This window comes from Vibrio sp. 2132-1, from assembly GCF_033344315.1.
In genome coordinates, this window is the sequence record NZ_JAWPON010000002.1 from 26,725 (window position 1) to 51,284 (window position 24,560).

Below are 24,560 nucleotides of genomic sequence, written 5' to 3' on the forward strand. Positions count from 1 at the left end.
TTTAATTATTAAATATTTGAGAGGACACATCATGTCTGTAATCAAGATGACTGACCTGGATCTTGCAGGTAAACGTGTATTTATCCGTGCTGACCTAAACGTGCCAGTAAAAGACGGTAAAGTAACTTCGGATGCACGTATCATCGCATCTCTTCCAACTATTAAGCACTGCCTAGAAGCAGGCGCTAAAGTAATGGTTACGTCTCACCTAGGTCGCCCAACTGAAGGTGAATACGCTGAAGAGTTCTCTCTACAACCAGTTGTTAATTACCTAAACGACGCACTAGATTGCGAAGTGAAGCTAGCAAAAGACTACCTAGATGGCCTAGAGCTAAATGCGGGTGAACTTGTTGTTCTTGAAAACGTTCGCTTCAACAAAGGCGAAAAGAAAAACGACGAAGAGCTATCTAAGAAATACGCAGCACTATGTGACGTATTCGTAATGGACGCATTCGGTACGGCTCACCGTGCTCAAGCATCTACTCACGGCGTTGGTATGCACGCAGACGTAGCATGTGCTGGTCCTCTACTAGCGAACGAACTAGAAGCGCTAGGCAAAGCAATGGACAAGCCAGCTCGTCCAATGGTTGCTATCGTAGGTGGTTCAAAAGTTTCTACTAAGCTAACTGTTCTTGAGTCTCTATCTAAAATCGCTGACCAACTCGTTGTTGGTGGTGGTATTGCTAACACATTCATCGCAGCTGCTGGCCACAACGTTGGTAAGTCTCTATACGAAGCAGACCTAGTTGAAACAGCTAAGAAGCTAATGGACGAGTGTGCAATTCCAGTAGCAACTGACGTTGCATGTGCGAAAGCATTTGACGAGAACGCAGAAGCTGAAATCAAGCACGTTTCTGAAGTACAAGACGACGACATGATCTTCGACCTTGGTCCAGATTCAACTGCTGAACTAGCTGAAATCCTTAAAAACGCTAAGACTATCCTATGGAATGGTCCAGTAGGCGTATTCGAATTCAAGAACTTCGAAGCAGGTACTAAAGGCATCTCTGAAGCTATCGCAGCTTCTGAAGGCTTCTCTGTTGCTGGTGGTGGTGACACGCTAGCGGCTATCGACAAGTTCGGTATCAAAGCGGATGTATCTTACATCTCTACTGGCGGCGGCGCTTTCCTTGAGTTCGTAGAAGGTAAAGTTCTTCCAGCAGTAGAAATGCTAGAAGCACGCGCTAAGTAATTAAAGCAAAGCGGGGGAGTGATTCTCCCGCTTTCTTGTTTGCTGCAACGTGTGAGGAACTCTGCTAGAATAGCCTCAGTTGTGAGCAAACGTTTGCAAGATTTTCAACTTAACAAGTTTTGTTTAAAAACGACAGATAAATAGGATTACATCCATGTCTAAGATCTTCGACTTCGTAAAACCAGGTGTTATCTCTGGCGATGACGTTCAGAAAGTATTTGAAGTTGCAAAAGAAAACAGCTTTGCACTTCCAGCAGTAAACTGTGTGGGTACTGACTCTGTAAACGCAGTACTTGAAGCAGCTGCAAAAGTTAAAGCTCCAGTTATCGTTCAGTTCTCTAACGGTGGCGCTGCTTTCTTTGCTGGTAAAGGTCTAAAACTTGAAGGTCAAGAAGCTCAAATCCTAGGTGCTGTTGCTGGTGCGAAATACGTTCACGCTGTAGCTGAAGCTTACGGTGTTCCAGTAATCCTACACACTGACCACGCAGCTAAGAAACTACTTCCTTGGATCGACGGTCTACTAGACGCTGGTGAAGAGTACTTCGCGCAAACTGGTAAGCCACTATTCTCTTCTCACATGATCGACCTTTCTGAAGAGTCTCTAGAAGAGAACATCGAAATTTCTGCTAAGTACCTAGAGCGCATGGCTAAAATGAACATGACTCTAGAAATCGAACTAGGTTGTACTGGTGGTGAAGAAGACGGCGTTGACAACTCTGATATGGATGCGTCTGAGCTATACACTTCTCCAGAAGACGTTGCATACGCATACGAGAAACTAAGCGCAATCAGCCACCGTTTCACTATCGCAGCATCTTTCGGTAACGTACACGGCGTATACAAGCCAGGTAACGTTGTACTAACTCCAACTATCCTACGTGATTCTCAAGCGCACGTTTCTGAGAAATTCGGTCTTCCAGCGAACTCTCTAAACTTCGTATTCCACGGCGGTTCAGGTTCTTCTCTAGAAGAAATCCGTGAATCTATCGGCTACGGTGTAATCAAAATGAACATCGATACTGATACACAGTGGGCTACTTGGGATGGTATCCGTAAGTTCGAAGCTGAAAACCACGATTACCTACAAGGTCAGATCGGTAACCCAACTGGTGAAGATGCACCAAACAAGAAGTACTACGATCCACGCGTATGGCTACGTGCAGGCCAAGCTTCAATGGTTACTCGTCTAGAGCAAGCATTTGCTGACCTTAACGCAGTTGACGTACTATAATCGTTATTGATTAAGTTACTTAAAAACCCGCTCTTTGAGCGGGTTTTTTTATGTCTATCACTTTCTTCCCCGCTGCTTTCTCCCGATATTTTTATGCGTTAGGTTGTATTTGCTAGTGAGATATCTCACCTTTAACGTTTTTTTAAAGAAAACATGGGAATATCAGTCTTAAGAGTGGCGAAATCAGAGTGCATTGCGTAACCTGTAACAAGTCAGTGTCAGAAAGCTCTGATAAAGTCTTGTTTTGCATATCTTTGCGAAACTCTGACTTTGAAAAAAGTCAGAGTTGGGATATTGTGCCAAAAATCTGACACTGTTCAGTGGAGCAATAGGGATGTTGTTTTAGAAAAGAGCCTTTAAAAAACAAGGTTCATAAATTAACGGCAATTGGATTTATATCTCTTTATTTTTGAGGATAAGAATTATGGCAGGTGAATCGGTGGGTATCGATACCACTTTAACGGATGGTCTAACTCAGGCTGAAACTTGGCTGACAAACAATTCAGATCTACTGGTTCAGTACGGTGTGAACATTATCTCTGCGCTGCTTATTCTGTTTATCGGTAATCTTATCGTTAAGGCAGTCGCTGGTAGTGTTTCTAAAGTACTAGAAAAGAAAAACATGGATAAGGCCGTCGTTGAATTTATTCACGGTCTTGTTCGTTACTTGCTATTTGTAATCGTGCTAATCGCGGCTCTTGGTCGATTAGGAGTTCAAACCGCTTCTGTTGTTGCTGTGATTGGTGCGGCAGGTCTTGCTGTTGGTCTTGCACTACAAGGTTCACTATCAAACTTTGCAGCAGGCGTACTTATTGTTGCGTTCCGTCCATTCAAATCAGGCGACTACGTAGAAATCGGTGGTGTAGCGGGTAGTGTTGAAGCAATTCAAATCTTCCAAACCGTTCTAAAAACACCAGACAACAAAATGGTTGTTGTGCCTAACTCTTCAGTTATCGGCGGTGCCATTACTAACTACTCTCGCCATGCGACACGACGTGTCGACCTAGTGATTGGTGTTTCATACAAAGCAGACCTTAAACTAACGAAGAAAGTGATTCGTGAGACGCTAGAGAAAGATCCACGTATCTTGAAAGACCCAGATATCACAATTGGTGTACTTACGTTAGCGGACTCTTCAGTTAACTTTGTGGTTCGTCCATGGGTGAAAACTGCAGATTACTGGGGCGTATACTTTGATGCAATGCAAGGTATTAAAGAAGCATTGGATGAAAATGGTATCGAGATTCCATTCCCACAAATGGATGTTCACCTGAACAAAGTCGACGCTTAATCAAAAGCAGTCGATATTCAAAAGCGAGGCCAATAGGCCTCGCTTTTTTATATTTCGTAAAGGGTGTGATGACCAGCAAGTAAGAGGCGTTTTAGATGTTTACCTGCAAATCCAAATGTGAACTCAGGTAAGCCAGGCGTATACAGCAACTCTTGATGTTGATAGAGATTGGTATCAACAATGATAGTGATGTATTCCGGTAAGCCTATTGGGCAAACCGCGCCGGGTACGCAACCTAACACTTCGACCATTTCATCGTCATTACAAATAGAGGGACGTTTACCTGTAATCGCTTTAATCTGCTTGGCATCGAGGCGCGAGTCCTTATCTGTCAGATAAACCGCGTAACCTTGTCCTTTGAGTGTTAAAAAGAGGCTTTTGGTATGCGTACCCGTCCAACCAAGCTCTCTCGCAATGCGTATATCTGTCTCAAAGTCTAAAATGGCTTCGTGCTGCCATTCCCGAAAAGGAATAGAGAGCGCGTTGAATCGCTCTCTATTGTTGTTATAAATACGTTTTAGTGACTCCATGTCTTTGCTGCCTTACTACCTGGTGATTACCAATACTTATCAATAAGCTCACTCGCTAAGATATATGCTATTGTGAACATCATCATTGCGATTGCAATGTCGATGGTTTTTTTCACTTTTGGTTGAGAGAGTGTTGGACCTAGTTTGGCTGCTCCTATCGATAAAGTGTAGAACCAAACAAAGGAAGCCATAATCGTACCTAGTGCAAAAGCAATGCGATCATGGCCTTCAAATTGTCCACCGATCGAACCTAGAATAACGACTGTATCTAAATATAAGTGCGGATTAAGCACAGTGACAGCTAACGCACCTAGAATAACCGTTCGACGACCTCGAGCTACGATCTCCCCTTTTGATTCCGATTCACTCTCTGGCTTAAAAGCACTTTTTAGCGAGAGCAGTCCATAGAAGCTCAAGAAAGCAATACCGCCAAGTGTCACCGACGTCAGTAAGATTTCATTTTGAGACAGAATTGCACCACCACCAAAGATACCTAGAGAGATGAAAATCATATCTAGCACGCTACAAATAGTGGCGGTTGTTAGATGGTGGTTACGCTTTATGCCTTGATTCAAAACATACGCATTTTGCGCGCCGATCGGAATGATCATTGATGCTCCTAAACCAAAACCTTGCAATAGAACCCACAAGCTCACACTTCACCTCACTTCAAAATAACAAATACATTTACAGAAAAGGGAAAGATAAAGCGTTTATCTAAATAAGTATAATTAATGATTTTAATCTTACATTAGATAGACTAATTTAACGGGAGGCGTTTGATCAGGAGTGAGAGGAAAGGTATGCGAGGGTTAGATTACAAATGGATTGAGGCATTAGACGCTATAGTTTATCAGGGTAGCTTTGAGCGTGCTGCCGAGCATTTATTTGTTTCTCAATCCGCCATTTCTCAACGTATCAAGCAGTTAGAGAAGTTTCTCGCGCAGCCTGTTTTAATTCGAAGCCAGCCACCTAAGCCAACGCCAATTGGTAAAAAATTGTTGGGTCTTTATCGGCGAGTACGCTTGCTAGAGCATGAAATTCTCCCCGAACTAAAAAATGATACCAGTACGCGACCTGTGCAACTCTCTTTAGCGACTAATGCAGATAGCCTTGCAACATGGCTACTGCCAGCGCTGCAAAATGTTATGAAGCAGCGTCAAGTTGAACTAAAACTGACTATCTATGGTGAATACCGCTCTATTGAAAAACTCAAAAGTGGCGAAGTGACAGGAGCGATCAGCTTGGAGTCCCAGCCAATCCCCGGATGCAGAGCAGACTATTTAGGTCGCATCGATTATGTTTGTGTCGCGAGCCCAGAGTTCTATCAGCGTTATTTTTCTAAAGGCGTAAATAATCAGACATTGGCAAAAGCACCGGCCGTTTCATATGACCAATATGATGATCTACATAAAACATTTCTTACCGAGCACTTTAACGTCAATCCTGACAGCGTTATTCATCACAACATCAGTAGTTCTGAAGCGTTTCTAAAAGTGGCGTTAGCTGGTGTAGCTTATTGCTTGATCCCCCGCTTGCAAATTACCGACGAATTAGACAGAGGTGTGTTGGTTGATGTGACTCCAGGTTTTTTAATGTCCCATCGGATTTATTGGCACCACTGGCAGTTAGAAACTGGGGTACTACAAGAAATCTCACATGCGATAGTGGGGTATGCGCAGCAGCATCTACCTCAATAAGTTCGTCAGAGCTGCATATCGTTAACTTAAGTGTGTTTTGTTTAAAAATTACGCCAATGTTACATAGTCAAAGTTGTGTTAGAAGTCACTATGGGTGCTTGGATAATCGGCGGAAGTTTCTATTATGAAACCACACGCTTTCTCAGCCATGATAGTGATGTTGGAATCTGAGATTAAGTACTTAATTTTGTATGGATGGATTTATTGAATGAAATTGTATTCATTTTTGCTGGCTTCAGCACTCAGCCTTACCAGTGCTTCAGTTTTGGCGAATACGCCAGAGTTTGCTCATGTTACGACAACGGGGTATGGCGAAGTGACGGCCACACCTGATATGGCTACGTTTTCTGTAAAAGTAGTCGATACGACAATGACGGCCGAACAAGCGAAATTGTCCGTAGATAAAACCGTTGAAGAGTTTCTAAAAAGCTTATCGGATGCCGGCTTGTCAAAAGACAATATTACTAGCTCGAATTTATACCTTGCTCCTCAGTACCATTACCCTAAATCAGGAAAAGCAGAACTTGTTGGGTATCGAGCATCTCGCAGTATTGATGTCACGGTGACGGATCTGAAAAACCTTAACCAATACCTAGATATGGCGTTAGAAGCGGGAATTAATCAGGTTGATAATATTCAACTTAAGGTAAGCAACCAAGCCGAGTATCAGCAAAAGGCACGAATGGCTGCGATTAAGGACGCAAGAGAAAAAGCAGGGTCATTAGCGACTGGTTTTGAGAAAAAGTTGGGCGATGTATGGCAGATCAATTACAGACAGATGCACGTTCAGCCTGTGTTAATGCGTTCAATGGCGATGGATAGTAAAGAAGGAGCGAATAGCTACCAAGATTCAACCATGATCATTCGCGATCAAGTCGATGTCATTTATAAGCTAAAGTAAGGCTTAGCAAACAGTAAAAAGCAAAAGGCAGGGAGTTACAACCCCTGCCTTTGTCATTTCTATTTCACAGTTTAATGCAGGATACGAGCACGGATTGTGCCTTCAATGTTTTTGAGCTTTGTTAGAGCTTCTTCTGCTCGTTCAGTTTCAACGTCGATCACTACGTAGCCTATTTCAGCGGCTGTTTGTAGGTACTGCGCGGCAATGTTAATGCCTTCTTCAGCAAAGATGGTGTTGATCTGAGTTAGAATACCAGGACGGTTCTTATGGATATGAAGCAGACGAGAGCACTCACCACTGTGTTCTGGCAATGACACTTCAGGGAAGTTTACGCTTGAAAGTGTCGATCCGTTATCAGAGTACTTAGCCAGTTTACCCGCCACTTCTAAGCCGATATTTTCTTGTGCTTCTTGTGTTGAACCACCAACGTGTGGAGTGAGGATGACGTTATCGAATTTTTGTAAAGGAGACTCGAACGGGTCAGCATTCGTTTTTGGTTCAGTTGGGAATACATCAATTGCAGCGCCGGCAAGGTGACCAGCTTCTAAGCTATGGCAAAGTGCAGGAATATCCACAACGGTGCCACGTGCCGCGTTGATAAAGATGGAACCTGGTTTCATTCGAGCAAATTCAGCTTCACCCATCATGTTTTTCGTTTCCGGTGTTTCGGGAACGTGCAAAGAAATCACATCACATTTGTTCAATAGTTCACTCATGGTATGTACTTGCGTCGCATTACCAAGGGACAGTTTGTTCTCAATATCGTAGTAGTAAACGCGCATACCTAAGTTTTCGGCAATAATACCAAGCTGCGTACCAATGTGACCGTATCCGATAATGCCAAGGCACTTACCACGAGCTTCGTAAGAGTTGTCTGCACTTTTCTTCCAAATACCGCGATGTGCAAGTGCATTCTTTTCAGGAATACCACGCACTAGTAAAAGGATTTGCCCAAGTACAAGCTCTGCCACGCTTCGAGTGTTAGAGAATGGTGCATTAAAGACAGGAATACCGCGTTTTGCTGCTGCATCTAGGTTTACTTGGTTAGTACCAATACAAAAACAGCCAATTGCAACCAGCTTGTTCGCCGCATTGATTACCTCTTCGGATAGGTTCGTACGGGAGCGGATACCAATGAAGTGCACGTCTTTTACTGCTTCAATTAGTTCTTCTTCCGGAAGGGAACCTTTATGGTATTCAATGTTGGTATAACCAGCTGCTTGAAGAACTTCAACTGAAGAAGGGTGGAGTCCCTCTAACAAGAGGATCTTAATCTTTTCTTTTTCCAGTGAAACTTTGGCCATTTTTTCTCGTCCTTAAAATGGAAAGGTGGGCTAATGTGGCGCACATTGGGCAAAACTATTAAAAAGGGGATAATTAACAGTTTTGTAGGAAGACAAACGTTTCCCTGTGCGTCTTCTGTTCAATAAAGTAACAAAAAAAAATTGCTTTGGGTAAGAAAATTACGGAATAAGAGATAATTTTCTTATAGAAAGGAATAAAAAACGGTGCCTTTCAGCACCGTATGTAATGAAATAACAGAAAAGTGAACCAGATAGGTTCATTTTGGGCTGTTATTTACTCTTCAATTTTTGCACCTTCTGGTGTGCCAGTGATCACTACGTCTGCACCACGATGAGCGAAAAGACCCACAGTCACCACACCAGCGATGCCGTTTATTTTGTCTTCCATTTCTTTCGGGTTGGTAATTTGCATATTGTGCACATCCAGAATCACGTTGCCGTTGTCAGTCACAACGCCTTCACGGTAAGCTGGATCACCACCTAGTTTTACCAATTCACGAGCCACGTAAGAGCGTGCCATTGGGATTACTTCAACAGGCAATGGGAACTGGCCAAGTACGTCAACTGCTTTAGTGCCGTCAACGATACATACGAACTTATCAGAGATTGCTGCGACAATTTTCTCACGAGTCAGAGCCGCGCCGCCGCCTTTGATCATTTCACGTGCTGGGTTGATCTCATCTGCGCCATCAACATACACATCCAGCTTCATTACATCGTTACACTCGTATACTTCAATACCAAGCTCTTTAAGGCGCTCAGTTGAAGCGACAGAGCTAGACACTGCACCTTTAATATCATCTTTGATAGTGCCTAGTGCATCGATGAAGTGATTCACGGTAGAGCCAGTACCAACACCGACAATGCTGCCTTTCTCAACATATTTTAGTGCTGCCCAACCAGCCGCTTTTTTCATTTCATCTTGAGTCATGCCAATCTCCTGAATAGATGTTCGTTAACGTTTGCGGGCGTGATTATAGCGGCTTACTTGTCACTTTCCCATTGCCATATTTGGCTTGGGGTCACGATCTTAGGTAATGGAATATCCCAGCTTTCAATTGGTAAGCGTTCTACATGTTGGCAGTCATGAGCGATACCAACAGGTTTAGCTCCCTCTCCAGTTATAAACCAACGTGATAGAGTGCGATCGTAGTACCCTCCGCCCATGCCTAAGCGGTGTCCGATACTGTCGAACCCAACTAAAGGCGTGCAGATTAAATCAAGCTGGCGAACGGGTTTGAGGTGTCTGATATCGAGCTTGGGCTCTAAGATGCCGTACTTGTTGTAGACGAGCTGTTCATCACTTATATACTGAAGAAACAGTAACTGACCTTTAGAAAAGGGATGGATGACGGGCAGATAAACCGATTTTCCCTGTTGCCATAACCATTCAATGAGCGGTTTAGTATCAAGCTCACCGTCTGCAGAAAGGTAGATGGCAATATGTTGCGCCTGATCGATTTCAGGAAGTTGGGAAAATTGAGTAATAAGGTCGATTCCCGCTTGGTATTGCGTATCACTGCACAGAGCGTTGCGCTTTTCACGAATCAGTTTGCGGAAGTCTTGTCGAGAGAGGTCTGACATAGAGAGAATACCCCAGGGTGCCGTTGAGGATTGTGGCCCTTGAACCAGCTGGTTCAAGGCGGATCAGCAATGACAACCGTAGGCTTCTCGGTGCATGCCGAGCTTGCTCAATAGTTACCAAATACTAACCCTTAGGTATTGCTTATCGGCTCAGGGACTTAAATCCTGCTGACGCACACCCCAGGGTAAATTTTGTATTTACTGCTGTCCTTGCGTAACTTTGCTTAGTGCGTTCTCTAAAGACGCGGTGAGCTTTTCCATTCGCTCAGTAATTTCTTGCTGTTGACCATTGGATTCGTATGACTTGGTGTGCAACTCATAGCAAATATTCAATGCAGCAAAGGTCAGCAGTTGGATTTCATTGGTTACCTTAGTACGTTCGCTCATTTCTTTCAATCGGCGATCCAGATCTTTTGCCGCTGCAACAAGAGACTCTTCTTGTCCTGTCGGACAATTCACTCGTGTAAGTTTGCCTAATATTTCAACGTCGATCGCTTGATTGCTCATGATGAATAAACTCTATATTCGCGCTATCTAAGGTGTTGCTTCATACAACTACCGAGGAGCAAACTATAGGAAAACCGCTATTAAGATTCAAGCATTTCCCATCACAGAAAGAGAAATGATGACGAGATCACACAGGAATTGGGCAAATTGAACAAATGCTGTCCAAAATTGAATTTGATAGCCGTTTCAGACCACTAACCTTGATGGTAGGATATACCAATACATTATTACGCAAGAATGAGCCAAGTTATGAGTGAAATCACCCTTCCTGAATACCAATCTATTGCTGCTGAACTGCAATCGGCAAGCCTGGCTGTGACACCGGCGGAGTTACATGGCTTATTTGTTGGCATGTTAAGTGGTGGATTGGCGATCAATGATCAAACTTGGCAGCCGATTCTCTTTGACTACACCAATGATGGGATGGGGTGGCCCTCGACAGCACTCACTTTTGCTCAGAGCATATTCAACGTTACTGTTAATGAGCTTACTGGCACATCAATGGAGCTGTCTTTACTATTGCCAGATGAGCCGGGCGAAGAAGGCTTATTCGCATTAGCCGACAGTGTGTCCGACTTTGTAAACCACTTTATTTCTGGGCTAGGTCTAGCAGGCGTTGCGCTTAACAAAGCATCTGATGACGCTAAAGAAGCACTGGCTGATCTAGAAGAGATTGCCAAATTAGGCATTGATGAAGATGACGATCTTGGTGAACAAGCGCAATTGCTAGAGCAAGTGATTGAGCACATCAAAGCTTGCGTACTAACGATTCATGCTGAATTTGGTGTTCGTCCTGAAAGCAGCGACAAAAAACCTACTATTCACTAATCGTAGACCGTCCAGAGGTTAGTATGAAGCAATATGATGTAGTCATTGCTGGTGGTGCCATGGCTGGTGCAACGTTAGCATTGGCGATTGACCATTTGTCTCAGGGAAAGCTCCGCATTGCCGTCGTTGAGCCTTTTAAAGCACAATCAGATATGCACCCTGGTTTTGACTCTCGCTCAATCGCATTGTCTTACGGTACTGTCAATCTGTTGCGTCAACTACAGCTCTGGACGTCAGTAGAACCGTTTGTCACACCCATTGAACATATCCACGTTTCTGACCGTTCTCATGCTGGGATGACGGAGATTACCAAGCAAGAGGTTGGGGTTGAAGCTCTAGGGTATGTTGTAGAATTAGCCGATGTTGGGCGTGTATATCAAGAATTATTAGACAGTAGCGAGTCAATTACGCTGTTTTGTCCTGACTCCGTTACCGATATCGAGCGCGAGCAAAACTGTACCCATGTGACGTTGAAAAGTGGTGAGCAACTTGAAGCAAAACTGCTGGTGGCTGCAGATGGTGCTGTTTCGACCTGTTGTCAGAAAATTGGTCTAGAACTTTCTGAGCAAGATTTTGAACAAGTGGCTGTCATTGCCAATATTGTGACTCAAGAACCTCATCAAGGTAGAGCCTTTGAACGTTTTACTGAGAATGGCCCTGTTGCTTTATTGCCAATGAGTGACAATCGAATGTCCTTAGTTTGGTGTTTGCACCCTGAAGAAGCCCAAGCCGTTCTTGAGTTATCTGATCAAGCATTTCTCCAGCGTTTACAGAACGATTTTGGTTGGCGTTTAGGCGCGATGAAAAAAGTGGGGCGCCGTGCAAGTTACCCATTGCTTCTTCGCCATCGAAAGCAAAATATTTCACATCGCTTTGCGATTGTTGGAAATGCGGCGCAAACGCTGCACCCGATAGCTGGACAAGGCTTTAATCTCGGTATTCGCGATGTAGTCTCACTAGCAGAAGAAATTGTGCAGCAAAGTGAGGATGTGGGTCTTTATCAAGGCCTGATGCGCTTTAGTCAACGTAGAGAAGCAGATCGAAGCGAAACTATTTGGCTAACCAGTGCCTTAGTGCATGTTTTTTCAAATGATTTACCCGCGATGCGAATTGGCCGAAATACTGCCTTAGCAGCGATGGATAACCTTTCTATTTTTAAGCAGCCGCTACTACGCCATACACTTGGCTTGGTAAAACGATGAACGGCCGCACTGAATTAGGTAATAAAAAGCAATGATGCAAAGTGTAGATATCGCCATCATCGGCGGAGGGATGGTTGGGTTGGCACTTGCTGCCGCGTTCAAAGACAGTGATCTGCGTGTCGCCGTTATTGAAGGTAAAGTGCCAGATGATTCGTTGAAAGAATTACCCGATGTTCGTGTGTCTGCGCTGAGCCGCTCTAGTGAGACGATTTTGCGTAAACTTGGTGCTTGGCAGGGCATAGAACAGCGCCGAGCTTCGCCTTACCATGGCATGGAAGTATGGGAACAAGATAGCTTTGCCAGCATTGAATTTAATGCACAAAGTATGGCACAACCTGATTTAGGGCATATTGTTGAGAATCGTGTGATTCAACTTGCGCTGCTTGAACAAGTCCAAAAGCTCGATAACGTCACTATGTTTATGCCTGCACGTTGCGCGACTCTCGCGGTCGGTGAGCAAGAAAGCTGGCTGACGCTCGATAATGGCCAAGCCATGACCGCTAAATTAGTGGTCGGAGCCGATGGGGCGAATTCGTGGCTTCGCCATCAAATGGATATTCCATTAACGCATTGGGACTATGGTCATCATGCTTTGGTCGCGAATGTCAAAACTGCTATGCCACACAACAGCATTGCGCGCCAGATATTTACTCCTCACGGACCGTTGGCATTTTTGCCAATGTCGCAACCAGATATGTGCTCTATTGTTTGGTCCACGGAGCCAAATCGAGCAGAGCAGTTAGTGGCAATGAGTGAACATGATTTCAATAAAGCGTTGACGAGTGAGTTTGATGCTCGACTTGGTCTATGTGAAGTAGTGGGAGAGCGTGCTGCGTTTCCTTTGAAAATGCGCTATGCGCGAGATTTTGTCGTCGAGCGAGTCGCGCTGGTTGGTGATGCAGCTCATACCATTCACCCATTAGCGGGGCAGGGTGTGAATTTAGGTTTATTAGATGCGGCCAGTCTTGCTCAAGAAGTATTAGCACTTTGGAAGCAGGGTCAAGATATCGGCAGTAAACGCAACCTAAGAAGCTACGAGCGTTGGCGAAAAGCGGAAGCGGCAAAGATGATCGCTACTATGCAAGGGTTTCGAGATTTGTTCTCTGGCGAGAACCCAGCTAAGAAGCTCGTTCGTGGCATTGGCTTAAGTTTAGCGGGGCAACTGCCGGGAGCGAAAGATGAGATCATGAAGCGCGCGCTTGGTTTAAAGGGACACTTGCCGGATCTGGCGCGTCAGTAAGTGCAAAGCGAACTTCAAATACACAAAAGGCTGGTTAATCCAGCCTTTGTTTTATCAACATTTTGCTAAGCATATGCGCATCGGAGTTTCATTATTTCTTGATTGATCTCTTTGACCGCTCGGAAATGGCGTTGCTCTGCTTTCTCCGGCAGTATTAACTTACCGTTATCAAACTCGAATCTACCGACCCCGTAAATATAAATTCTTCCTTTAAAAAGACGACTTATATGTTTAGCAATCATACTTGGTGTATAGCGCTTAAACAGTCTCATATTTACTTTCCTTTTATCTAACCTAGCCTAGGTATTCTACGTTCTGGACGCGAAAATTATTGTGACAGCAATAGTATTAAATACAGATGTAGGGTGTTGCGTCAGAGAATTGTGTTGTCTTAGACAATTTGACAGTGTCATCTCTTAAATAGCGTGAGGATTACCCCAAAAATAACCTCTCTAAAGGAACCCTTACCCAATACACTCCTTTTTACGTGACGCATTAAGCAATAGTTTTGTTACAGAATTAAGAATAGAACGAAAACGGTTGTTTGCTAGTTGTTTCTATTAAGGTCGTGCTTCGCGTAACACACTTTACGTTCTAACGATTAGAGGAAATGAAAGAGAAAAAGTTCCACGTAAAAAAAAGCCCGCTTCAGCGGGCGAATAGTCACAGATGCATTACACAAAAGTGGATAACTAACTGCATGAATGCTGTCACTCAGCTAGCTGACTCACTTTATATTGGTTAAGTGCTTGTTTGAAACTTAACCAACAAATTCAGCATATACGAGTTTTATCTTTGTGACTATTTATGTTTTATATGTGATTAAAAATTCTCATGTCTATTTTTGTAGATATGAGCGAGATCACGCAGTGATAGAAACACTACGTGTCATTACATTGTTTTTAGACGATTAACGACAGATCTCAGCTACGGTCGGCTGACACAATTGGATAAGATCTTGGATAGAAAGCGCCAGTCCAGCCATGCGATCGCCACTGCTGATCGTGACTTCCTGTTCTTCTAGTAAGCTAGGGTCGAACACGATTGGCATATGACGTTTTAGTAGCAGAGGAGTGACAGTACCAATTTTGTAACCAGTGATGGACTCAACATCGGCTTGATCAACACAAGTCATCCGGCGACATTTCAGTAACGAGCGCACTTTTTTGGGATCAACGCTACGATCACCTGGCGCACAGGCGAGTGCATATTGATTACCCATGTCTCGTAGCAAGATTGCTTTCACCATTTGAGAGGGGCGAATGCCGCGTTGGTGCGCGGCATCCTCAATGGTGGTTGCTGGTCTTTGATGCGGTAACAGACGAAACGGAATGTGTTGGTCTGTGAGAAATTGCATCAAAGGAGTATTGATTGTATTACTCATCATCAAGACTGTAAGGCAGTGATTCGATTGTCCATTCACATTCTGGTTGCGCAACCAAACGAAGACGAGTGTCCTCATCGAGATTATTAGGCAGCACGATCAGGCCAATCGCGTGATTGTCACTGAACTGGTAGTGATTTAATAAAGCACCTACTGAACGCCAGTTTTCACCTACGCTGCGTTCGAGCTCAATTGGTTCGTCACTGAATGGAGCAGAAGTTGCACCTTTTACGATATACATCGCACGTTTATTGGTACCGCGATACTTCGCTCGTGCTACCGTTTCTTGTCCCGTGTAGCAGCCCTTTGTGAAGCTTATGCCTCCTAAAGCTTGCACGTTAAGTGCTTGTGGAATGTGAGCATTCTGCGCGGATGCAGAGACAAATGGTAAACCTGCCTCAATATCGAAACGATTCCAAAGCTCATTTGTCGTAAAGACAGCGTCGGTAGTTTCAACGATTTGCTGTGCTTCTGGCGCACTTAATATCAGTAACCAGCGATCTTGTGCAACTTGCACTGCTGTGCCACCGTCAACTGGGCGAACGCTGCCAGTTGTCTTGCTCATTGTTGAAATGAATTCGTCGGCTTTGACGCCAGCAACACCTAAGATAACGTCATCAGAAGCTTCAATCGTTACTTTAGAGAAAATAGCGTATTTCTTTATTTCATTAAGTTCTACGTCAATCGCCGATTTTGGTTGGATCATGCCGTAGCCATCATGATGATGGAAAAGGCGGAACACGCTCCACACTTTTCCTTTCGCATCACAATGTGCGCCCAGTGTTGATTGGTCTTGTTCTAAAGAAACAACATCGCAGGTAACCTGACCTTGTAAGTATGATTTTTTATCATCACCGATCATGGTGATCATGCCGAAGTTATCCAGCAGTGAGATAGATAACTCTGGAAGTGCGTCTTGAGTTGAGAGAGGTAATGCTGAAAAACGAGTTTGCCATTCCATAATTACAATGCCTTTTGAAGATATTTTTCCGCTATGTTATACCCAAATAACCTTGAGATACTAGGGGAGCGATTTACGAATCAACATTTGTCTGCTTTCACTATCGTATTGTGACCCGCACACTAGTGACGTAGCACATCCCTTGTTACACTCCGCACTAACAACAAGACATCTATGAAGGAATAGTGAATGTACACTCCGGAAGAAAAAGCGCGTATTAAATGGGCTTGTCGTCGAGGCATGCTTGAGCTTGACGTAGTAATTATGCCGTTTTTTGAAGAGTGCTTTGATACTCTGAGTGAACAAGAGCAGCGTGACTTTGTTTCTTTACTTGAATGCGATGATCCTGATCTGTTTACTTGGGTAATGGGGCATGGCCGTAGCGAAAATTTAGGTCATGCAGCAATGGTTGATAAAATTGTCGCCCATAACCTCAGCAAAGTTCGTTAATTTTACTGCTTCTCCCTCTCTGACTGCCCGAGTCCTCAATGTTGTACTTTTCTTATTGATGACTTGGGCTGTTATCTTCTCTAGCATTCCGCTCGTATTATCGACTTATTTGTTATTACTGATTGTTAAGGCTCTCTCAAGCCAAGGCCTTGTTCAACCTACAAGTCATGGGCATTGGTATGTGCACTGCGATGGCTCGGTTAGGTTTGATGCCCTTGAGTATGGCGAATACTCGGAAGATATTGAGTCCGAAAAGGGTCATTTACAGCGAGTCGATACATCGGCATCACCATTCAAGATAACATTCCAATTGCAATCTGGCCGTAGTGTTACGATTTGGCGTGATAGCTGTGACGATGAGCAGTATCGTCAACTATCTTTGGTATTACGCCAATGGGAAATGAAACAGGGAGCTAATGCTCCCTGCTGATGTAATAGTTTACTTGGTAGAGTTAAAGCTGTTTAGCTGGAACCAAAATCGTTGGTCCGCTGTTTTCCAGTTGGTTCGGATAATCAAGCGTGTAGTGCAAACCTCGACTCTCTTTACGCTGCATCGCACAACGAACCATCAACTCTGCTACTTGTAAAAGGTTACGCAGTTCTAATAAGTTGTTCGACACTCGAAAATTGCTGTAGTACTCGTGTGTTTCTTGTTGCAACAGTTGGATACGGCGTAAGGCGCGCTCTAAACGCTTGTCAGTTCGCACAATGCCCATGTAGTCCCACATAAACAGACGAAGCTCGTGCCAGTTGTGCTGAATGATCACTTCTTCATCACTATTGGTTACTTTGCTTTCATCCCAACATGGCAACTGTGAAGGTAGCTCAACGTTAGTGTGATGTTTTAGAATATCTTTTGCCGCAGACCAAGCATAAACCACGCATTCGAGAAGTGAGTTTGATGCCATGCGGTTAGCACCATGCAGCCCGGTGTAGCTAACTTCACCAATCGCATACAAATTTTTCAGATCGGTGCAGCCATTTCTATCCACCATGACACCGCCACAAGTGTAGTGTGCAGCAGGTACGATTGGGATTGGCTCTTTAGTCATGTCAATGCCCAAGTCCATCAAACGTGAATAAATGGTTGGGAAGTGTTTCGTAATAAAGTCAGCAGGCTTATGGCTGATGTCGAGATACATACAGTCGGCACCTAAACGCTTCATTTCGAAGTCGATAGCACGAGCCACGACGTCACGCGGAGCAAGCTCTTTACGTTCATCGAAATCTGGCATAAAGCGAGAACCATCTGGACGACGCAGGTAAGCACCTTCGCCACGTAACGCTTCAGTTAGCAAGAAGTTACGTGCTTCTGGGTGATATAAACACGTCGGATGGAACTGGTTAAATTCCATATTAGCCACACGACACCCTGCACGCCAAGCAATCGCAATACCATCACCAGACGACACATCTGGGTTAGAGGTGTATTGATAAACCTTTGAAGCACCACCTGTAGCGAGAACCACAAATTTGGCTCGCACGGTTTCGACATGCTCTTCGTTGCGGTTCCAAATATAAGCACCGATAACTTTGTTTTTATCACCGCCAATTTTGTCTTCGGTGATTAAGTCCAGAGCATTGTGACGTTCGAGAACATGAATGTTTGGATGGTTATGAGCGTTATCTTGCAGGGAGGTTTGCATCGCCATACCTGTCGCATCTGCCGCGTGAAGAATACGACGACGGCTATGACCACCTTCACGAGTTAAGTGGTAGCGAGGTTCATCGTCAGAGTCATCTTCTTCACGATCAAATGGGACACCACCGTCAATCAACCACTGTACACACTCTTTTGAATGCTCAGCAATGAACCTTACGGTCTCCTCATCGCAAATACCATCCCCGGCGATTTGCGTGTCTTCAACGTGTGAATCAATGGTGTCTGACTCATCAAATACGGCAGCGATACCGCCTTGAGCATAGTAGGTCGCCCCTTCGCTGCGTGGTCCTTTACTCAGCACCATCACCTTACAGTGGTTAGCAACGCGCAAAGCCAACGACAAACCTGCCGCGCCACTCCCTACCACTAATACATCACACTCATGTTCACGATTTGTGTTCATATAACTTTTATAATCCCAAGCTAAGGTAACAAAGTTACCTTGTGTATTATTTGCACACCATGTGCATTCCATTATCGCGACATCTGTCGCTAAGGGCTAAGTTGGGAGACCTATCGACGTCCGTGTTACTGCGGTGACTGAGCCACTCTTCTTTTTCATGCAGAGCATGAGCATGCTTCCTAAGTTATAATTTGTAACGCGGTGTTCAGATAGCCATTAGCCATGCAAATGAAAAGTAATAGTTTGTCAATGCCATTGCTTTTCCATGCTCGACCCAGCACAATCTGGGACAGAGATCATTCATTATACCCATTTCCCTCCAAGATGCTCGCTTGTCAAACTTAGACTAAAGTCAGGCAGCGGTGGTCATTTGGGTACAGACATCACACTGTGAAAAAACAATGACAAAAAACTTGAGAAACCATGGAACTTTCTCATTCACGTTAGGGTCACAATAGTGCTCAAGTAAGCAGTGGTGTCAATACTACGTTTTGCATAATTAGTACCCATATCTGAGAAGAGTAGGGGCATAACAAATAGGAGTATCCGCTCGAATGAACGAGCAGCTGACCGATCAAGTATTGATTGAGCGAGTTCAGAATGGCGATAAGCAAGCATTCAACCTGTTGGTAACAAAGTACCAGAATAAGGTATGTAATCTTATTTCCAGATACGTTAGTAATCCTGGCGATGTACCAGATGTAGCACAAGAAGCGTTTATTAAAGCTTACCGAGCTATCCCTAGCTTTCGTGGGGAAAGTGCGTTTTATACGTGGCTGTATCGCATTGCAGTGAATACTGCGAAAAATCACATTGTTGCTCAAGGGCGTAGACCTCCAGCGACAGATGTCGATGCTGAAGATGCTGAATTTTACGAAACAGGTAGTGCACTTAAAGAAATATCGAACCCTGAGAACTTAACGTTGTCCAAAGAATTGCAACGGGTGGTGTTCAGTGCAATCGAAGCTTTACCTGAAGATTTAAAAACCGCAATGACATTACGAGAGCTCGATGGCTTGAGTTATGAAGAAATTGCAGAAGTGATGGATTGCCCGGTAGGAACGGTACGATCGCGTATCTTCCGTGCTCGTGAGGCGGTGGAAAAGAAAATCAGACCTCTTTTGCAACGCTAGTACAAGTAATAACTATGGTGAAAATAATGGCTGACAAAGAAAAACTTTCAGCTCTCATGGATGGAGAATTGGTCGATAAGGCTTTAATTCAAGAGTTAGAGCAAGACCAAGAGAGCCGTGATGCTTGGCAGAACTATCACCTGATTGGTGATGTGATGCGAGGCGAAGCGCCAGCAAAACCTGAGTGGAATATTGCTGAAAGCGTGGCGTTAGCGTTAGAAGATGAACCTGCACACCGTGCGTTTGATTCGCACAGTGCAAATGTTATCTCAATTGCGGATACGCCAAAAGAGTCGCAACCAGAACCGCAAAAAGCAAAACGTCAGTTGCCAGGTTGGTTGACGCAGTTTGGTCAAGTTGCTGTTGCTGCATGTGTATCGCTTGTTGTTATTTTAGGTGTACAGCAGTACGGTGGTAGCGATTCAATGTCGCCGCAAACAGATCAATTACCTGTATTGCAGACGGTTCCGTTTGCTGGCAGCGCAGAACCAGTGAGTTTGACTCGTGAGTCTGTAGAACGTTCTGTAGGCGAGGCAAATATGCAAGAGCAGCGCAAGCGTGTTCATGCTATGCTGCGAGACTACGAATTGCAGTTACGAATTAACAGTGATGCATCTCAACAAGATGCAAATCTGAATCCGGATATTGAATGAAAAAATTTCTGATCAGCGCTTGCGCTCTGTTCAGTATGATGTCTTCTCAAGCCTTTGCTGGTGATAAGCCAGCGGAGGCTTTATTGCATCAAATGAGCGAGGCGAGTAAGAATTTAAGTTACGAACTCTCTTATATCCTTATCAAAAAGAACAGCATTGAGCCGTTGCTGTATCGTCATGCCACGCATGGTGACGATCAATATGCTCATCTTGTCTACTTAAGTGGCCCAGTGCGTGAAGTGATTCGTCGCGGAACTGAAGTAAGTTATATCGAAACGGGTTTAGAACCGTTCACCATCGAGTCAGGTAAAATGGTCGCTCCGACTATGCCTATGCTCAACACCAATATCGATGAGCTAAACTTGTATTACGACTATGTAAAAGTGGGTAGAGCTCGTGAAGCTGGTGTGGCAACACAAGTGCTGCGTATTGTTCCTAAAGACGGTCTGCGCTATTCATACGTACTATGGATCGATGAAAAGAGTAAATTGCCGTTACGTGCCGACCTTGTGGACCGCGATGGTGAAATGCTTGAACAATATCGCACTATTTCTTACACGGTAAACCCAAAAATCGCAGAGTTAATGAGTGGCCTGCAAGATGTTCAATTACCTGCTGTTCTCACCATGCCAAAAGGCGATATTGGGACCAGTAATTGGCAGGTTGGTTGGATCCCTGAGGGTTTCGAGCCGAACGAGCTCAACCGCTATCGTATGGCCGTTACTAACCAAATGGTGGAGAGCCAGCTGTATTCTGATGGTCTGTTTAGCTTCTCTGTTTACGTAGCAAACAAGGATGAGCATTCGTTAAAAGGGCAGTTGGTTCGCCAAGGCAGAAGAACGCTACACAGTTTTGTGAGCGGTCAACATGAAATCTCTGTTGTAGGAGACATTCCACCGACCACAGCACAGCGTATCGCCCAATCAGTCACATTTAATGTAACAAAGAGTAAATAACAATGATGACCGCGTTGGCTACCGTGACAGACGTGCATCGTCGCGGCAAGCAATACGAAATTGATTTAAGTTGCGAACAGCAGACCAGTTGCAGTAGTTGCTCTTCACAGAAAAGCTGTGGAACGGGCGTTGTTACTAAAGCCATTGGTAACAAGAGTTTATCTTGGCACCTGCGCACGGATAAATCGGTGAAAATAGGTCAAGTCGTCGAGATTGGTTTTCCTGAGTCGAGCCTAATAAAATCAGCAATGGCGGTTTATTTACTGCCATTGTTTGGTTTGATTATCGGTGCGATGTTTGGTCACTTCCTATTAGCGCCGCTGACAGCCGGCGGGGAAGGCATCATCATATTGGCATCGGTATTGTTTGCCGCTGGTGGAATGTGGATCGCAAAACGTGTTTCTCGTCCGTTAGAAGATGAATCCAAGCGCCAAGTTACCCTCGTTCGGGTACTTGGAGAGCCAATCCAGTAAGTGCTGTCCCCCTCCACTAAAGGTTATTTGGGTATGTACTTTAAATTACGTGCGCCCGTTAACGAAATTCGGTAGAATCTGCCAACTTGATTGAAATGCCGTCAGTAGATGGCGTTTCTTACTGTCCCTATTTGTAAAGAGTTAGTCACCCTAAATCTATGAAGCACATTCGTAACTTTTCGATTATCGCCCACATCGACCATGGTAAGTCGACCCTATCAGACCGTCTAATCCAAGTTTGTGGCGGGTTAACCGATCGTGAAATGGCCGCACAGGTTCTGGATTCTATGGATCTTGAACGTGAGCGTGGCATCACCATCAAATCTCAGAGTGTGACGCTAAACTACACCGCTAAAGACGGTGAGACGTATCAGCTGAACTTCATCGATACTCCGGGGCACGTTGACTTTGCATATGAAGTATCACGTTCTCTAGCGGCTTGTGAAGGTGCGCTATTGGTTGTGGATGCGGGTCAAGGTGTTGAAGCTCAAACACTGGCTAACTGTTACACCGCGATCGAAATGGATCTAGAGGTTGTGCCAATCTTGAACAAGATTGACCTACCAGCAGCCGATCCTGAGCGTGTAGCGGAAGAAATTGAAGAAATCGTTGGTATCGATGCAATGGAAGCAACCCGCTGTTCTGCGAAGACAGGCATTGGTGTTGATGACGTTCTAGAGAACATTGTGTCAGCGATTCCAGCACCGGAAGGTGATCCAGATGCGCCACTACAAGCGCTGATCATTGACTCATGGTTTGATAACTACCTTGGCGTTGTTTCTCTAGTGCGTATTAAAAACGGCGAACTGAAGAAGAACGATAAGATCAAAGTGATGAGTACGGGCCAAGTTTGGGGTGTAGACCGCCTTGGTATCTTTACGCCAAAACAAGTAGATACCGATACCCTTCGTACTGGTGAAGTAGGTTGGGTTGTTTGTGGCATCAAAGACATTCTTGGTGCCCCTGTTGGTGATACGCTGACTCTAGCGAAGAATGGTTGTGATAAACCGCTACCAGGCTTTAAGAAAGTTAAACCTCAGGTTTACGCAGGTCTGTTCCCTGTATCTTCCGACGATTACGAAAACTTCCGTGACGCACTAGGCAAACTAAGCCTTAACGACGCATCGCTATTCTACGAGCCAGAAAACTCTGCGGCACTTGGCTTTGGTTTCCGTTGTGGTTTCCTTGGCATGTTGCACATGGAAATCATCCAAGAGCGTCTAGAGCGTGAATACGACTTGGATCTTATTACCACAGCACCAACGGTAGTTTACGAAGTTGAGAAGACAGATGGCGATCTGCTGTATGTTGATAGCCCAGCAAAACTACCAGCGATCAATGACATTGAAGAAATTCGTGAACCGATTGCGCGTTGTAATATCCTTGTGCCTTCAGAGTACCTAGGTAACGTAATCACTCTGTGTGTTGAAAAGCGAGGCAGTCAAGTTGATATGGTTTACCACGGTAACCAAGTCGCTGTGACTTACGATATTCCAATGGCTGAAGTGGTACTGGATTTCTTCGATCGTCTGAAATCAACATCACGCGGTTACGCATCTTTGGATTACAACTTCCAGCGTTTTGAAGCTTCGAACATGGTACGTGTAGACGTTCTTCTTAACGGTGACACTGTTGATGCATTGGCGATGATCACACACAAAGATCAGTCTCAGACTCGCGGTCGTCAGTTGGTAGAGAAGATGAAAGAATTCATCCCTCGCCAAATGTTTGATATCGCAATCCAAGCGGCAATTGGTAACCACATTATCGCTCGTTCAACGGTAAAACAGTTGCGTAAGAACGTTATTGCGAAATGTTACGGCGGTGACGTAAGTCGTAAGAAGAAACTTCTGAAGAAACAGAAAGAAGGTAAGAAACGCATGAAGCAGATCGGTAACGTTGAGCTGCCTCAAGAAGCGTTCCTAGCCATCCTTCACGTAGGTAAAGACTAAAGTTGAACTTTGTCTCACACTTGTCGGTCTTAAGACGTTAGATATTAAAATAAGTGAAAGGGTTTCGGCTCTTTCACTTTCGTATTTTTAGATAAGGGAATTTAATGGCGAATACATTCTCACTGATGTTGGTTATTGCGACTTTGGTAACTGGCGTGGTTTGGCTATTGGAAAAGCTGGTTTTCGCGAAAAAGCGTCAGGAAAAACTGGCTGAGATTCAAGCTCAGACGTCTAATGGTTTGGATGCAGTGACCTTGCAAAAAGTTGAGCGTCAGCCTTGGTGGGTTGAAAATAGCGTCTCTATTTTCCCTGTGATCGCGTTCGTTTTAGTATTACGTTCTTTTATCTACGAACCATTTCAAATCCCATCAGGCTCAATGATGCCTACCTTGCTGGTTGGCGATTTCATTTTAGTTGAGAAGTACGCGTACGGTCTAAAAGACCCAGTATGGCGTACTCAGCTAGTGGAAACTGGTAAGCCTGAGCGTGGTGATATCGTGGTATTCAAATACCCACCACAACCAAGTGTGGACTACATTAAGCGTGTAGTTGGTTTACCTGGTGATATCGTGCGTTATTCAAGTGATAAGCAGCTTTGCGTGCAAAGCCAAGGCGAATCGGCGTGTAAGCCAGTTAAACTGAGCAATGTTGAAGAAAGTCAGTTTAGCTCGAACGGTATTCCAATGATCCAACTGGATGAAAAATTGGGTAACGTTGAGCACAATATTTTGGTTAACCCTCTTGTGCGTAACCGCGTGGAGCAATATTTCCCACGCAGCGGCACGACAGAGTGGGTTATACCACAAGGTCAGTATTTTGTGATGGGTGATAACCGTGACAACAGTGCTGACAGCCGTTACTGGGGCTTTGTTCCAGAAGCAAACTTAGTCGGTAAAGCTGTCGCGATCTGGATCAGCTTCGAGTTTGATCGTGGCGCAGATAGTGTTCTACCTTCATGGATTCCAACTGGTGTGCGTTTTAACCGCATCGGTGGCATTCACTAACCATTCAAATATCGAGAG

The 24,560-nt window shown here is 44.5% G+C and carries 26 protein-coding genes and 1 other RNA gene; 16 read left to right on the top strand and 11 right to left on the bottom strand.

Features of this window, described 5'->3' with window-relative positions; genetic code table 11:
• Window positions 1-31 precede the first annotated feature (31 nt).
• From R8N47_RS01845 to mscS, 3 genes are all read left to right on the top strand, one after another.
• A complete protein-coding gene (locus R8N47_RS01845; RefSeq protein WP_005384547.1) occupies window positions 32-1,192 on the top strand; it encodes a phosphoglycerate kinase in 1,161 nt (386 codons plus the stop codon).
• Between the two features lie 154 nt (window positions 1,193-1,346).
• Window positions 1,347-2,423, top strand: coding sequence for a class II fructose-bisphosphate aldolase (gene fbaA, locus R8N47_RS01850; protein WP_005380996.1), 1,077 nt, complete (start codon window positions 1,347-1,349; stop codon window positions 2,421-2,423).
• Window positions 2,424-2,847: 424 nt separating this feature from the next.
• Entirely contained in the window at window positions 2,848-3,714 is an 867-nt protein-coding gene (mscS, locus tag R8N47_RS01855) for a small-conductance mechanosensitive channel MscS (protein ID WP_005380995.1), read from the top strand.
• Window positions 3,715-3,761: 47 nt separating this feature from the next.
• On the opposite strand, the gene R8N47_RS01860 is transcribed toward mscS, so the two are convergent.
• Both R8N47_RS01860 and R8N47_RS01865 read right to left on the bottom strand, forming a co-directional pair.
• Window positions 3,762-4,244, bottom strand: coding sequence for a YbaK/EbsC family protein (locus tag R8N47_RS01860; RefSeq protein WP_005380994.1), 483 nt, complete (start codon window positions 4,242-4,244; stop codon window positions 3,762-3,764).
• A 26-nt stretch (window positions 4,245-4,270) separates the two neighbouring features.
• Window positions 4,271-4,900 (bottom strand): LysE/ArgO family amino acid transporter, encoded by a 630-nt coding sequence (locus tag R8N47_RS01865; protein WP_031780897.1) that lies wholly within the window; start codon window positions 4,898-4,900, stop codon window positions 4,271-4,273.
• Window positions 4,901-5,047: 147 nt separating this feature from the next.
• Between R8N47_RS01865 and R8N47_RS01870 the strand changes: the two genes are divergently transcribed.
• Together R8N47_RS01870 and R8N47_RS01875 are read left to right on the top strand one after the other, a co-directional pair.
• Window positions 5,048-5,944 carry a LysR family transcriptional regulator ArgP gene (locus tag R8N47_RS01870; protein ID WP_005380990.1) on the top strand — a complete coding sequence of 299 codons (897 nt, stop codon included), beginning with the start codon at window positions 5,048-5,050 and terminating at the stop codon, window positions 5,942-5,944.
• A gap of 208 nt (window positions 5,945-6,152) precedes the next feature.
• The gene (locus R8N47_RS01875) at window positions 6,153-6,845 is read left to right on the top strand and encodes an oxidative stress defense protein (protein ID WP_005384550.1); all 693 of its coding nucleotides are present in this window, start codon (window positions 6,153-6,155) and stop codon (window positions 6,843-6,845) included.
• Window positions 6,846-6,916: 71 nt separating this feature from the next.
• Here R8N47_RS01875 and serA read toward each other — a convergent pair whose 3' ends face one another.
• The 5 genes from serA to R8N47_RS01900 all read right to left on the bottom strand — a co-directional run bounded on the left by serA (window position 6,917) and on the right by R8N47_RS01900 (window position 10,240).
• Window positions 6,917-8,149 carry a phosphoglycerate dehydrogenase gene (gene serA, locus R8N47_RS01880; protein ID WP_017821632.1) on the bottom strand — a complete coding sequence of 411 codons (1,233 nt, stop codon included), beginning with the start codon at window positions 8,147-8,149 and terminating at the stop codon, window positions 6,917-6,919.
• A 274-nt stretch (window positions 8,150-8,423) separates the two neighbouring features.
• The gene (rpiA, locus tag R8N47_RS01885; RefSeq protein ID WP_005380982.1) at window positions 8,424-9,080 is read right to left on the bottom strand and encodes a ribose-5-phosphate isomerase RpiA; all 657 of its coding nucleotides are present in this window, start codon (window positions 9,078-9,080) and stop codon (window positions 8,424-8,426) included.
• A 53-nt stretch (window positions 9,081-9,133) separates the two neighbouring features.
• Window positions 9,134-9,733, bottom strand: coding sequence for a 5-formyltetrahydrofolate cyclo-ligase (locus R8N47_RS01890; RefSeq protein WP_005384552.1), 600 nt, complete (start codon window positions 9,731-9,733; stop codon window positions 9,134-9,136).
• A gap of 5 nt (window positions 9,734-9,738) precedes the next feature.
• A non-coding RNA gene (ssrS, locus tag R8N47_RS01895) (6S RNA) lies at window positions 9,739-9,923 on the bottom strand.
• Window positions 9,924-9,931: 8 nt separating this feature from the next.
• Complete coding sequence (locus tag R8N47_RS01900; RefSeq protein ID WP_005384553.1) at window positions 9,932-10,240, bottom strand: cell division protein ZapA; 309 nt, start codon at window positions 10,238-10,240, stop codon at window positions 9,932-9,934.
• Between the two features lie 249 nt (window positions 10,241-10,489).
• On the opposite strand from R8N47_RS01900, the gene R8N47_RS01905 reads away from it, so the two are divergent.
• The 3 genes from R8N47_RS01905 to R8N47_RS01915 are packed head-to-tail and all read left to right on the top strand — an operon-like array spanning window position 10,490 to window position 13,510.
• Complete coding sequence (locus R8N47_RS01905) at window positions 10,490-11,068, top strand: YecA family protein (protein WP_005380976.1); 579 nt, start codon at window positions 10,490-10,492, stop codon at window positions 11,066-11,068.
• Window positions 11,069-11,091: 23 nt separating this feature from the next.
• Window positions 11,092-12,270 (top strand): 2-octaprenyl-6-methoxyphenyl hydroxylase, encoded by a 1,179-nt coding sequence (gene ubiH / locus R8N47_RS01910; protein WP_005380974.1) that lies wholly within the window; start codon window positions 11,092-11,094, stop codon window positions 12,268-12,270.
• A gap of 31 nt (window positions 12,271-12,301) precedes the next feature.
• On the top strand, window positions 12,302-13,510 hold the full coding sequence (locus R8N47_RS01915; protein WP_033907445.1) for an FAD-dependent 2-octaprenylphenol hydroxylase: 1,209 nt from the start codon (window positions 12,302-12,304) through the stop codon (window positions 13,508-13,510).
• Between the two features lie 65 nt (window positions 13,511-13,575).
• Here the strand turns inward: R8N47_RS01915 and R8N47_RS01920 are convergent, their stop codons facing one another.
• The 3 genes from R8N47_RS01920 to ygfZ all read right to left on the bottom strand — a co-directional run bounded on the left by R8N47_RS01920 (window position 13,576) and on the right by ygfZ (window position 15,855).
• A complete protein-coding gene (locus R8N47_RS01920; RefSeq protein ID WP_005380970.1) occupies window positions 13,576-13,782 on the bottom strand; it encodes a DUF1107 domain-containing protein in 207 nt (68 codons plus the stop codon).
• Between the two features lie 638 nt (window positions 13,783-14,420).
• The gene (locus R8N47_RS01925) at window positions 14,421-14,894 is read right to left on the bottom strand and encodes an aminoacyl-tRNA deacylase (RefSeq protein ID WP_005384562.1); all 474 of its coding nucleotides are present in this window, start codon (window positions 14,892-14,894) and stop codon (window positions 14,421-14,423) included.
• Entirely contained in the window at window positions 14,887-15,855 is a 969-nt protein-coding gene (gene ygfZ, locus R8N47_RS01930; protein ID WP_054577171.1) for a tRNA-modifying protein YgfZ, read from the bottom strand. The genes R8N47_RS01925 and ygfZ overlap by 8 nt, the downstream gene beginning before the upstream one ends.
• A gap of 189 nt (window positions 15,856-16,044) precedes the next feature.
• Here ygfZ and R8N47_RS01935 point away from each other — a divergent pair, with 189 nt between their 5' ends.
• Both R8N47_RS01935 and R8N47_RS01940 read left to right on the top strand, forming a co-directional pair.
• On the top strand, window positions 16,045-16,305 hold the full coding sequence (locus R8N47_RS01935; protein WP_005380951.1) for a succinate dehydrogenase assembly factor 2: 261 nt from the start codon (window positions 16,045-16,047) through the stop codon (window positions 16,303-16,305).
• Window positions 16,274-16,735 carry a protein YgfX gene (locus tag R8N47_RS01940; RefSeq protein ID WP_230623489.1) on the top strand — a complete coding sequence of 154 codons (462 nt, stop codon included), beginning with the start codon at window positions 16,274-16,276 and terminating at the stop codon, window positions 16,733-16,735. Before R8N47_RS01935 ends, R8N47_RS01940 begins: the two co-directional genes overlap by 32 nt.
• A 22-nt stretch (window positions 16,736-16,757) precedes the next feature.
• Here the strand turns inward: R8N47_RS01940 and nadB are convergent, their stop codons facing one another.
• Window positions 16,758-18,371, bottom strand: a complete 1,614-nt coding sequence (nadB, locus tag R8N47_RS01945) for an L-aspartate oxidase (RefSeq protein ID WP_064354313.1) — start codon at window positions 18,369-18,371, stop codon at window positions 16,758-16,760.
• A gap of 554 nt (window positions 18,372-18,925) precedes the next feature.
• Here nadB and rpoE point away from each other — a divergent pair.
• The 6 genes from rpoE (at window position 18,926) to lepB (ending at window position 24,542) form a co-directional block, all read left to right on the top strand.
• Window positions 18,926-19,504 (top strand): RNA polymerase sigma factor RpoE, encoded by a 579-nt coding sequence (gene rpoE, locus R8N47_RS01950; protein ID WP_005380946.1) that lies wholly within the window; start codon window positions 18,926-18,928, stop codon window positions 19,502-19,504.
• Between the two features lie 26 nt (window positions 19,505-19,530).
• Window positions 19,531-20,157, top strand: coding sequence for a sigma-E factor negative regulatory protein (locus R8N47_RS01955; protein WP_005380944.1), 627 nt, complete (start codon window positions 19,531-19,533; stop codon window positions 20,155-20,157).
• Window positions 20,154-21,113: a sigma-E factor regulatory protein RseB gene (rseB, locus tag R8N47_RS01960; protein ID WP_005380941.1), complete on the top strand. Its 960-nt coding sequence runs from the start codon at window positions 20,154-20,156 to the stop codon at window positions 21,111-21,113. The genes R8N47_RS01955 and rseB overlap by 4 nt, the downstream gene beginning before the upstream one ends.
• A gap of 2 nt (window positions 21,114-21,115) precedes the next feature.
• The gene (locus tag R8N47_RS01965; protein WP_005384575.1) at window positions 21,116-21,586 is read left to right on the top strand and encodes a SoxR reducing system RseC family protein; all 471 of its coding nucleotides are present in this window, start codon (window positions 21,116-21,118) and stop codon (window positions 21,584-21,586) included.
• 158 nt (window positions 21,587-21,744) lie between these two features.
• Window positions 21,745-23,538, top strand: a complete 1,794-nt coding sequence (lepA, locus tag R8N47_RS01970; RefSeq protein ID WP_005380934.1) for a translation elongation factor 4 — start codon at window positions 21,745-21,747, stop codon at window positions 23,536-23,538.
• A gap of 104 nt (window positions 23,539-23,642) precedes the next feature.
• Window positions 23,643-24,542: a signal peptidase I gene (lepB, locus tag R8N47_RS01975; protein WP_064354307.1), complete on the top strand. Its 900-nt coding sequence runs from the start codon at window positions 23,643-23,645 to the stop codon at window positions 24,540-24,542.
• Window positions 24,543-24,560: the final 18 nt, after the last annotated feature.

Excerpts from the sequence above, each read along its gene's own strand:
- R8N47_RS01845 (WP_005384547.1), top strand. The coding sequence starts at position 32 with ATGTCTGTAATCAAGATGACTGACCTGGATCTTGCAGGTAAACGTGTA.
- fbaA (WP_005380996.1), top strand. The coding sequence starts at position 1,347 with ATGTCTAAGATCTTCGACTTCGTAAAACCAGGTGTTATCTCTGGCGAT.
- mscS (WP_005380995.1), top strand. The coding sequence starts at position 2,848 with ATGGCAGGTGAATCGGTGGGTATCGATACCACTTTAACGGATGGTCTA.
- R8N47_RS01860 (WP_005380994.1), bottom strand. The coding sequence starts at position 4,244 with ATGGAGTCACTAAAACGTATTTATAACAACAATAGAGAGCGATTCAAC.
- R8N47_RS01870 (WP_005380990.1), top strand. The coding sequence starts at position 5,048 with ATGCGAGGGTTAGATTACAAATGGATTGAGGCATTAGACGCTATAGTT.
- R8N47_RS01875 (WP_005384550.1), top strand. The coding sequence starts at position 6,153 with ATGAAATTGTATTCATTTTTGCTGGCTTCAGCACTCAGCCTTACCAGT.
- serA (WP_017821632.1), bottom strand. The coding sequence starts at position 8,149 with ATGGCCAAAGTTTCACTGGAAAAAGAAAAGATTAAGATCCTCTTGTTA.
- rpiA (WP_005380982.1), bottom strand. The coding sequence starts at position 9,080 with ATGACTCAAGATGAAATGAAAAAAGCGGCTGGTTGGGCAGCACTAAAA.
- R8N47_RS01890 (WP_005384552.1), bottom strand. The coding sequence starts at position 9,733 with ATGTCAGACCTCTCTCGACAAGACTTCCGCAAACTGATTCGTGAAAAG.
- R8N47_RS01900 (WP_005384553.1), bottom strand. The coding sequence starts at position 10,240 with ATGAGCAATCAAGCGATCGACGTTGAAATATTAGGCAAACTTACACGA.
- R8N47_RS01905 (WP_005380976.1), top strand. The coding sequence starts at position 10,490 with ATGAGTGAAATCACCCTTCCTGAATACCAATCTATTGCTGCTGAACTG.
- ubiH (WP_005380974.1), top strand. The coding sequence starts at position 11,092 with ATGAAGCAATATGATGTAGTCATTGCTGGTGGTGCCATGGCTGGTGCA.
- R8N47_RS01915 (WP_033907445.1), top strand. The coding sequence starts at position 12,302 with ATGATGCAAAGTGTAGATATCGCCATCATCGGCGGAGGGATGGTTGGG.
- R8N47_RS01920 (WP_005380970.1), bottom strand. The coding sequence starts at position 13,782 with ATGAGACTGTTTAAGCGCTATACACCAAGTATGATTGCTAAACATATA.
- R8N47_RS01925 (WP_005384562.1), bottom strand. The coding sequence starts at position 14,894 with ATGAGTAATACAATCAATACTCCTTTGATGCAATTTCTCACAGACCAA.
- ygfZ (WP_054577171.1), bottom strand. The coding sequence starts at position 15,855 with ATGGAATGGCAAACTCGTTTTTCAGCATTACCTCTCTCAACTCAAGAC.
- R8N47_RS01935 (WP_005380951.1), top strand. The coding sequence starts at position 16,045 with ATGTACACTCCGGAAGAAAAAGCGCGTATTAAATGGGCTTGTCGTCGA.
- nadB (WP_064354313.1), bottom strand. The coding sequence starts at position 18,371 with ATGAACACAAATCGTGAACATGAGTGTGATGTATTAGTGGTAGGGAGT.
- rpoE (WP_005380946.1), top strand. The coding sequence starts at position 18,926 with ATGAACGAGCAGCTGACCGATCAAGTATTGATTGAGCGAGTTCAGAAT.
- R8N47_RS01955 (WP_005380944.1), top strand. The coding sequence starts at position 19,531 with ATGGCTGACAAAGAAAAACTTTCAGCTCTCATGGATGGAGAATTGGTC.
- rseB (WP_005380941.1), top strand. The coding sequence starts at position 20,154 with ATGAAAAAATTTCTGATCAGCGCTTGCGCTCTGTTCAGTATGATGTCT.
- R8N47_RS01965 (WP_005384575.1), top strand. The coding sequence starts at position 21,116 with ATGATGACCGCGTTGGCTACCGTGACAGACGTGCATCGTCGCGGCAAG.
- lepA (WP_005380934.1), top strand. The coding sequence starts at position 21,745 with ATGAAGCACATTCGTAACTTTTCGATTATCGCCCACATCGACCATGGT.
- lepB (WP_064354307.1), top strand. The coding sequence starts at position 23,643 with ATGGCGAATACATTCTCACTGATGTTGGTTATTGCGACTTTGGTAACT.